Annotated in this window: 8 protein-coding genes; all 8 read left to right on the plus strand. The window is 71.3% G+C overall.

The window, feature by feature from the left end; translation table 11 throughout:
* Window positions 1-119 precede the first annotated feature (119 nt).
* Window positions 120-1,172 (plus strand): rod shape-determining protein MreB, encoded by a 1,053-nt coding sequence (locus VNM44_RS07540; RefSeq protein WP_340368628.1) that lies wholly within the window; start codon window positions 120-122, stop codon window positions 1,170-1,172.
* A gap of 136 nt (window positions 1,173-1,308) precedes the next feature.
* Window positions 1,309-2,250, plus strand: coding sequence for a rod shape-determining protein MreC (mreC, locus tag VNM44_RS07545; RefSeq protein ID WP_325624464.1), 942 nt, complete (start codon window positions 1,309-1,311; stop codon window positions 2,248-2,250).
* Between the two features lie 20 nt (window positions 2,251-2,270).
* Window positions 2,271-2,762, plus strand: a complete 492-nt coding sequence (gene mreD, locus VNM44_RS07550) for a rod shape-determining protein MreD (protein ID WP_325624467.1) — start codon at window positions 2,271-2,273, stop codon at window positions 2,760-2,762.
* Window positions 2,759-4,771 (plus strand): penicillin-binding protein 2, encoded by a 2,013-nt coding sequence (gene mrdA / locus VNM44_RS07555; RefSeq protein WP_325624471.1) that lies wholly within the window; start codon window positions 2,759-2,761, stop codon window positions 4,769-4,771. The genes mreD and mrdA overlap by 4 nt, the downstream gene beginning before the upstream one ends.
* On the plus strand, window positions 4,771-5,952 hold the full coding sequence (gene rodA, locus VNM44_RS07560; protein ID WP_325624475.1) for a rod shape-determining protein RodA: 1,182 nt from the start codon (window positions 4,771-4,773) through the stop codon (window positions 5,950-5,952). Before mrdA ends, rodA begins: the two co-directional genes overlap by 1 nt.
* Window positions 5,949-6,719, plus strand: coding sequence for a hypothetical protein (locus VNM44_RS07565; protein ID WP_325624477.1), 771 nt, complete (start codon window positions 5,949-5,951; stop codon window positions 6,717-6,719). The genes rodA and VNM44_RS07565 overlap by 4 nt, the downstream gene beginning before the upstream one ends.
* A 61-nt stretch (window positions 6,720-6,780) precedes the next feature.
* A complete protein-coding gene (locus VNM44_RS07570; protein WP_325624480.1) occupies window positions 6,781-6,993 on the plus strand; it encodes a hypothetical protein in 213 nt (70 codons plus the stop codon).
* 184 nt (window positions 6,994-7,177) lie between these two features.
* A partial coding sequence (locus VNM44_RS07575; protein ID WP_325624483.1) for an Rne/Rng family ribonuclease occupies window positions 7,178-9,060 on the plus strand: 1,883 nt, incomplete at its 3' end.

Below are 9,060 nucleotides of genomic sequence, written 5' to 3' on the forward strand. Positions count from 1 at the left end.
AACGTCGTCGGCCTTCCCGGGGCGTTGCTGATCGACATGCTCGAGGAGAACGCTCCCGCGCTTCTCGGCTGACCGCTGAAAACGGCTGCAAATCCCGTCGGAGCTACACTGCGCCTCCCATGGGGATGTTCCGCTCGATGACCGGCTTCGGCGGCCGCGACATGGCCGTCGACCTCGGCACCGCCAACACCCTCGTCTACGTTCGCGGGCGGGGCATCGTGCTCTCCGAGCCCTCGGTCGTCGCGATCGACCAGCGCACCGGCGACGTCCACGCGGTCGGCGTCGAGGCGAAGCGGATGCTGGGCCGGACGCCCGGTTCGATCTCCGCGATCCGGCCGCTCAAGGACGGCGTGATCGCCGACTTCGACGTCACGGAGCAGATGCTGCGTCACTTCATCCAGAAGGTCCACCAGCACCGCTTCGCGCACCCGCGCGTCGTGGTCTGCGTCCCCTCGGGTGTGACGGGCGTCGAGAAGCGCGCCGTCGAAGAGGCGACGCTCTCCGCCGGAGCGCGGCAGGCGTACCTGATCGAGGAGCCGATGGCCGCGGCGATCGGCGCCGGGCTCCCGGTCGCCGAGCCGACGGGGAACATGATCGTCGACATCGGCGGCGGCACCACCGAGGTCGCCGTCATCTCGCTCGGCGGGATCGTCGTCTCGCAGTCGCTGCGCGTCGGCGGCGACGAGATGGACGAGGCGATCGTCAACCACATCAAGAAGGACTACAAGCTGCTCGTCGGCCAGCAGACGGCGGAGGAGATCAAGCTCGAGGTCGGCTCGGCGCACCCGATGACCGAGGAGGTGCAGGCGGAGGTGCGCGGCCGCGACATGCTCACGGGCCTGCCCAAGACGGTGATCATCACCTCCGAGGAGATCCGGCGCGCACTCGACGAGCCCGTCTCCCAGATCGTGGACGCGATCAAGTCGACGCTCGACAAGACGCCGCCGGAGCTCGCCGCGGACATCATGGACCGCGGGATCGTGCTCGCCGGCGGGGGCGCCCTCCTGCAGGGGCTCGACGAGCGGCTCCGCCACGAGACGCAGATGCCGGTGCACCTCGCCGAGAGCCCGCTCACGTGCGTCGCCGTCGGCTCGGGCCGCAGCCTCGAGGAGTTCGAGGCGATCCACCGCTCGAACCGGGCGCGCCCCCGCCGCAACGGCAACCGCCGATAGGGGTCTGTCCCCTGAGAGGGGAATGACCCCGTGAAGCGGGGCCCGCGCGTAAGCGTCGCGCGGGGACAGGCCCCTGCGCGGCCAGTCCCCTGGGGATGAGGCATGAGGCGTCGCGACACGCCGGTACCATTGCCCGGTGCCCCGGAACCGCACCGCACGCACGGCGGTGCTGGGCGTGAGCGTCCGGCGTCCCGCGGAAGGCAAGCCCTCGACACGAACCACCGCCGCGGCCCGGCGGAGACTCGTCGTGGGGGGGCTCATCGTGCTCTCGCTCGTTCTCCTGACGATCTCGTTTCGCGAAGACGGCGACGGACCGGTCGCGAGCACGCAGAACGCCGCAGCCTCCGTGTTACGCCCCTTCCAGGTCGCGGCCGATCGTGTCGCCGAGCCGTTCCGCGACGCGTATCGGTGGGCCGACGGCCTGTTCGGCGCGCGCTCCGACGCCGCTCGCCTCGAGAAAGAGAACGAGACACTGCGTCAGCAGGTCGTCGAGAGCCGCCTCGCAGAGCGCGAGAACGAGCGGCTGCGCCGGCTTCTCCACTACCTGAACGGGCCCCGTTTCCCCGAGGGCTACCGCGGGCTCGCGACCGCCGTCCTCTCCCGGCCGGCCGGAGCGTACGCGCAGTCGATCGTGATCGCAGCCGGGCGGAACGACGGCGTGCGGGTCGACGACCCCGTCGTGACACAGGACGGGCTCGTCGGCAAGGTGAGCCGAACGAGCTCCCGGACCGCGCGCGTGACGCTGCTGACGGACGACCAGAGCGCGGCCTCGGCGCTCGACGTCGAGACGGACGCGTTCGGGATCGTGCGTCCCGGCAACGGGCCGAGGGCGCCGCTCCGCCTCGACCGCGTCCCCAAGGAGGCTCGCGTTCGCTACGGCGACACGATCGTCACGTCGGGCTGGAGCTCGCCGCGGCTGTCGTCGCTCTATCCCAGAGGCATCCGCATCGGCCGCGTCACGAGCGTGGGGCGGACCGACACGGACCTGTACACGCAGGTCCAGGTGACGCCGTTCGCCGACCTCACCTCGCTCGAGTCCGTGCTCGTGCTCATCCCGCAGGACCGGGGAACACCCTGAGCACGGGAATTCGCATCGGCGTGCTCGTCCTCCTCGCCGCGGTGGTGCAGGTGACCGTGATCACCGGCATCCGCGTGCTCGGGGCGGAGCCCGACCTCCTGCTCGTCACGATCGTGTGCGTCGCGCTCGTCGCGGGGTCGTTGCCCGGCGCGATCGCAGGGTTCGCGGGCGGCCTCGTCGTCGACGTGATGACGCTCGGAACGCTCGGCACGACCTCGATCGTGCTCACCCTGGCCGGCTACTGGGCCGGCCGGTACGGCGAGACGACCGGCCGCGGCCGTGCGTACGCCCCGCCGCTCGCCGCGTTCGCGATCTCGCTGCTCGCAGGGATCGGCGGCGTCGCGCTCCACTTCCTCATCGGCCAGCCCGTCTCGGCACGGGAGGCGCTGGTCGTCGCCGTGCCGAGCGCCGTGCTCTCCGCACTGCTGGCGCTCGGCGTCCATCGCCTCTGCCGTGCCTTCCTCGCGGTGCCCGACCGGCTCGAAGGTGCGCGGCAGGTAGAGATCGTATGAGCTCGCACGCGCCGTACGGCGAGCCGCGCGCCTCGTCCACGCGGTTCCTGCCGCCCGACCCGAGCGTCGAGGCACCGTACCGCCTCACGCCGGGGCTCGCCTTCCGCGTGGGGATCCTCGGCATCGTCGCGCTCGCAGTCTTCGCGGTGCTCTTCTTCCGCCTGTGGTCGCTCCAGGTGCTGTCGGGCGACACCTACCTCGCGGAGGCGCAGGGCAACCAGCTCCGCACGATCAGGATCGAGGCGCCGCGCGGGACGATCCTCGACCGTCACGGCCGGGTGATCGTCGACAACGTCGCGGGCACGGCCGTCAAGCTGTGGGTCGGCGATCTGCCCGCAAACCGCCGCTACGCCGTCATCCAGCGGCTCGCGGGAGTCCTGCGGGTCTCTCCGCTCGCCCTTGCGAAGGAGGTCGACGAGCGTGCCGCCGACCCGATCAACCCGATCACGGTGAGGACCGCCGTCGGAGAGGACCAGGTCGCATACCTCTACGAGCACTCCTCGGAGTTCCCGGGCGTCAGGATCCAGCAGACGTACCTGCGGCACTATCCGTACCAGTCGCTTGCGGCGCAGGTGCTCGGCTACGTCGGCGAGGTCTCGCAGGAGAACCTCGATCGGCGTCCGAAGGTCTACAAGCCGGGCGACAAGGTCGGCAAGGCCGGCGTCGAGGCAAAGCTCGACGAGTTCCTCCGCGGCGAAGCGGGACAGGCGCAGATCCGCGTCGACTCGATGGGTCGCCCCCAGGGCCCGCTCGAGCCTCGCCGCGAGGCACGCCCGGGCAACGCGGTCCGCCTGACCATCGACATCGGTCTCCAGCGCGCCGCCGAGCGGGCGCTGCGGTTCGGGATCCAGACGGCCCGCGCGAACAAGTCCTGGAACGCCGACGGTGGCGCCCTGGTCGCGCTCGACCCGGTCGACGGCGCCGTCCTGGCCATGGCCTCGACGCCGACCTACAAGCCGTCCGTCTACGTCGGTCGCGTCGACCCGAAGAAGATCCAGCCGCTGTTGGTCGACGCCGCCGCGAAGCGCGCGAACTACCCGGGAATCAACCGCGTCACGAGCGGCGTCTACCCGCCCGGGTCGACGTGGAAGCCCGTAACCGCTCTCGCGGCGATGCAGGAGCACCAGCTCGAGCCGTACCAGTCGCTGCAGTGCACACCGAGCGCCACCTACGGCCTCGACAAGCAGGTCTTCAAGAACTGGGACCCCTACGTCAACCACGCCATGACGCTGCCCGAGGCGCTCGCGCGGTCGTGCGACACCTACTTCTACCAGCTGGGCTACCAGTTCTACCTCGAGGGCGACAAGGGCCGGACGAGGATGCAGCAGTGGGCCCGGAAGTTCGGTTTCGGAGCTCCGACCGGCTTCGATCTCGGCGGCGAGCAGCCCGGCCTCGTCCCCACCCCGGCCTGGCGCAAGAAGGCGTTCCGAAGCGACTGGGATCGCGCCTGGAACCCGGGTAACTCGATCCAGCTGGCGATCGGGCAGCAGGACATCCAGGTGACCCCGCTCCAGATGGCGCGCTTCTACGCGATGATCGCGAACGGCGGCAAGCTGGTCACGCCGTACGTCGTCTCGCAGGTGGAGACGGCGGCGCCGAACGGCCAGGCGCCGCTCGTGCAGCGGCGCTACACGCCCGACCCGCCCGTGTCGGCCGGTGTGGACCCGGCCGCGCTCCAGGTGATTCGCGACGGCCTCTATTCGGCGACGCACAGCACGTATGGCACCTCGTCCGGCGTCTTCGCGAGCTTCCCCGTCCCGATCGCCGGCAAGACCGGCACGGCGGAGAAGGTCGTCCCGCTCCCCGGCTATCCGCCGGGGCATCTCGAGGATCAGTCGTGGTGGTGCGGCTACGGGCCCGCCCAGACGGACGTCGCGCGCATCGTCGTGTGCGCGGTGATCGAGAACGGCGGCCACGGCTCGACCGCGGCGGCACCCGCGGCCCTCCGCGTGTTCGAGAAGTTCTTCGGCGTGAAGGGCGGCTCTCAGACCCTGGTGAACACCGACTGATGATCGTCGACGCCGGACGCCAGAGGATCCCGCTCCGCCGCGACACGGTCGATCTGGCCGCGCTCGTCCGTCGCCTCGACCTCGTGCTGCTGCTCGCGGCCGGTGCGCTCGTCGGCTACGGGCTGTGGGCCGTGTCCGGGATCACGCGGTTCGACGTGCCCGGCGACCCCAACTACTTCGTCGTCCGGCAGGCGATCGCAGCGGCCGTGGGCGGTGCCGGCCTCGTCCTCGCGGCCGTGATCCCGACGTCGCTCTACCGCCGCCACTGGCGGGCGATCTACGTCGGCGCGATCGGCCTGATGGTCGTCGTGTTCGCCTTCGCCGAGGCGATCCGCGGCTCGAAGCGGTGGATCGACCTCGGGCCGATCCAGTTCCAGCCGTCGGAGTTCGGGAAGGTGCTCTTCGTCCTCGCGATCGCCGGTTTCCTCGTCGAGCGCCAGCGAGAGCTGGGCCGGCTGACGACGGTCGCCACGGCGATCGCGCTCGGCGTGGCGCCGATGCTGCTCGTCTTCCTCCAGCCCGACCTCGGCACGGCGCTCGTCTACGTGGCCGCGCTCTCGGCGGTCCTCTTCGTGGCGGGCGTCCGGTGGCTGCACCTCGCGCTGCTGGCCGGCCTGGCGGTGACGCTGGCGCTGGCAGTGCTGTGGTTTCTCCCCGCGTCGGGGATCGAGGTGCTCAAGCCCTACCAGACCGCCCGCCTGACCGGGTTCGCGAACCCGGATGCCGACCCGAGCGGGCTCACCTACAACGTGAAGCAGTCGATCACCGCGGTCGGCTCCGGCGGGCTCGACGGGCGTGGCGTGAGCGAGGCGAGCCAGACGCGCTTCGACTACCTGCCCGAGCACGCGACCGACTTCGTGTTCGCCTCGTTCTCCGAGCAGCGGGGCTTCTTCGGCACGGCGATCCTGCTCCTGCTCTACCTCCTGGTCGTCTGGCGAGGCTTGCGGGTCGTCACGGTCGCAGGCGACCTCTACGGCGCCGTCGTCGCCGGGGGCGTCGTCTTCGCATTCCTCTTCCAGGTGTTCGTCAACGTCGGCATGACGATGGGCATCGCGCCCGTCACCGGGATCCCCCTCCCGTTCGTCACGGTGGGTGGCTCGTCGATGGTCGCGAACCTCGTCGCGATCGGGATCCTGCAGGGCATCCACGCCCGCGGCCGGGCCGGGGACCTCCTTCGGTGAGCCCGCTCGGGATCGGCCCGCGCGAGGTCCTCTCACTCGCCCGCCAGGCAAGAGACGTCGCGCCGACGGGCCCGATCCTCGTGACAGGCGTCCTCGCCGAGCAGCTCGCGCGCGAGCTCGCCGCCGGCGGCGACCCGGCGCTCGTCCGGACGCGCGGCAACCCCGCCGACGCGGCGGCGCTCGTCTGCGTCGTCGCAGGCGCCGCCACAGCGGCCGAGGAGGAGGCCCTGCGCACCGCGACGCGGGCGCTCGTCCCCGTCGTCGCGATCCAGACCGGTCCCGCATCCGTGCGAATCCCGTACGTGCTCGCAACCGACGTCGTCGAATGCGAGCCGGGCAAGGGGTTCCCGGTCTCCGGGATCGCGGACACCCTCGCAGCAGCCCTCGGTCGCGACGGGGCGGCGCTCGCCGGTCAGCTCCCGGTCCTCCGGGACGCCGTCGAGCGGCGGCGGGCGGCCGACGGCGCACTCGCCGCCGCAGCGCTCGCGTTCGCCGGCGATGCGGCGCCGAGGCTTCCGGTGCTCGCGCTCGCGCAGACCCGGATGCTCTCCGAGCTCGACTCGGCGAGCGGTCGCCCCGCGCCTCGCGAGGCCCGCCAGACGGCCGAGGCGATCGGTCCGCCGCTCGTCGCGGCGCTCGCGACGGGGCTCGCTGCCCGGACGCTGGTGCGGCGGCTGCCGGTCCGCAATCGCCTGCTCGACAGCGTGGTCGCGGCAGGCGTCACGTACGGTCTCGCGGCGGCGTTCCGGCTCGTGCGCAGCCGCTAGCTCGGCGCCGGCCCGGCTCCGTCCGGTCCGGGTCCTACCATCGCTCACCATCACGGTCCCAGTGACGGGGAGGTCGGCGGTGCCGGACACGGAGCTCGCAGAGGAACTGCTGCAGATCGAGGAGGCCGACGCCTGGTTCGAGTACCTCGAGTCCACGCGGGGGCAGGGCCATGGCCGGTACCAGGAGCTCGAGCCCTGGGCCTGGGCGCGTCTCACCCAGCGCCTCAGGGCCGTTCGCGCGCGCCGTGCGCGGCTCCGGCCCGCAGCCGCCTAGAGCGCCCATTTCGCGTCGAGCCTCTCGCCGTCGCCACATCGGACGACGCGGTCACTGGCGCAACCGCGTCACTGATAGCCTTCCTCCAGGCTCATGGCCACAGGTTTCGACATCCCGCGCTGCGCGACGCGCTCCGTTCCGGCGGTCCTGCGCCCGCGCGCGCTGACACGAGGAGATAAGAGGATTGCCCTGGTTCCGGTTTCGACGACGCAAGGACGACGAGGCGGCGACAGCCGCCACGGAAGTGGAGGAGGCACCGGCTCCGCCTGAGGAGCAGGCTGCCGAGCAGCCAGACGAGAGCGCGACGGACGGCTCCGCCCCGACCGACGGGGCCGAGCGCAAGCGTCGGCGCCGTGGTTCGAGGGGTGGTCGCAGTCGGCGCAAGCCGACCGGCACGACGGACGGCAGTGCGGGCGACGGCACCGCCGCCGAAGAGCCCGCGCCGACGCAGAAGGCGGCGCCCGCCGACCGCGGCGACCGTTCGGGACGCGGACGCTCGGGCCAGCGATCGAGTGGCCGCGAGCGGCGCCGGCAACCGGCCCGCCGCGCACCGCTCCCCGAGGCGAAGCGCGAGCTCCTGATCTCGGTCGACGTCGGTGAGCAGCGCGTCGCGCTGCTCGAGGACGATCGTGTGGCCGAGGTCTACCTCGAGCGGCCCGAGCGGCGCTCGATCACGGGGAACATCTATGTCGGCACCGTCGACAACGTGCTTCCCGGCATGGAGGCGGCGTTCGTCGAGATCGGCCTCGAGAAGAACGGGTTCCTCTACGTCGACGAGATCGTCGTTCCCGAGCTCGAGGGAAAGCGGCACGGGAAGAAGATCACCGATCTCATCCAGCGCGGCCAGCAGATCCTCGTCCAGGCCGTCAAGGACCCGATGAAGACGAAGGGCGCGCGGCTCACGACGGAGATCTCGCTTCCCGGGCGGTTCCTCGTCTACGTCCCGAACGGCGAAGGGCTCGGGGTCTCGCGCCGCCTCGAGGACTCCGAGCGCACGCGTCTGAAGGAGATCCTCAAGGGAATCGCCCCGCCCACGGGTGGCGTCATCGTCCGCACCGCCGCCGAAGGCGCGTCCGCGGAGGACGTCGAGCGCGACCTCGTGTTCCTCCAACGCCTCTGGAAGACGATCCAGGCTCGCGCCAAGGTCGCGACGGGCCACGAGCTCGTCTACCAGGAGGCCGAGCTGCCGCTTCGCATCGTGCGCGACCTCTTCGCGGGTGACTTCCTCGCGGCGCACGTCGACAGCGAACGGACGTACAAGCGCATCGTCGGGTACCTGAAGAAGACCTCCCCGGGCATGGTGGAGCGCGTCCACCGCACGAAGGACAAGGAGCCGCTCTTCGAGCGTTTCGGGGTCGAGAAGGAGATCGCCTCGACGCTCGACCGTCGCGTCGACCTTCCCTCGGGCGGCTACCTCGTCTTCGACTACGCCGAGGCGTTCACGGTCGTCGACGTCAACACGGGCAGCTTCGTCGGCTCGCGCTCGAAGAGCTCGACCCAACGGCTCGAGGACACGATCGTCAAGAACAACCTCGAGGCGGTGAAGGAGGTCGTCCGCCAGCTCCGCCTGCGCGACATCGGCGGGATCGTGGTCATCGACTTCATCGACATGGCGAACCCGAAGAACCGGCAGGCCGTCGAGGAGGCGTTCCGCACGGAGCTCGAGCGAGACCGGACGAAGACGTACGTCGTCGAGATCTCGCCGCTCGGGCTCGTCGAGATGACCCGTCAGAAGGTGACCGACGGCCCGCGTGAGGTGATGACCCGGAAGTGCCCGACCTGTGCCGGGGACGGGATCGTCGTCTCGGAGGCGACCGTCGCGCTCCAGGTCGAACGGCGGCTCAAGGCGCTCGCCGCGGCGGGTGCGGGCTCGCGCGTCCAGGCCTATCGGATCGCCGTGCATCCAAGGACGCTCGCGCTCCTCGCAGGGCCGGGCGGCAGCCGACTCGCCGCGCTCGAGGACGCCACGCGACGACGGTTCTTCCTCGTCCCCGCGGAGGGGCACGCGCATCTCGACCACTTCGAGGTGCTCGCGGAGGGACGGCGCGACGACCTCGCGCCGTCGGC

Origin of the sequence: Gaiella sp. (assembly GCF_035558935.1) — a bacterium.
Classification (GTDB): Bacteria; Actinomycetota; Thermoleophilia; order Gaiellales; family Gaiellaceae; genus Gaiella.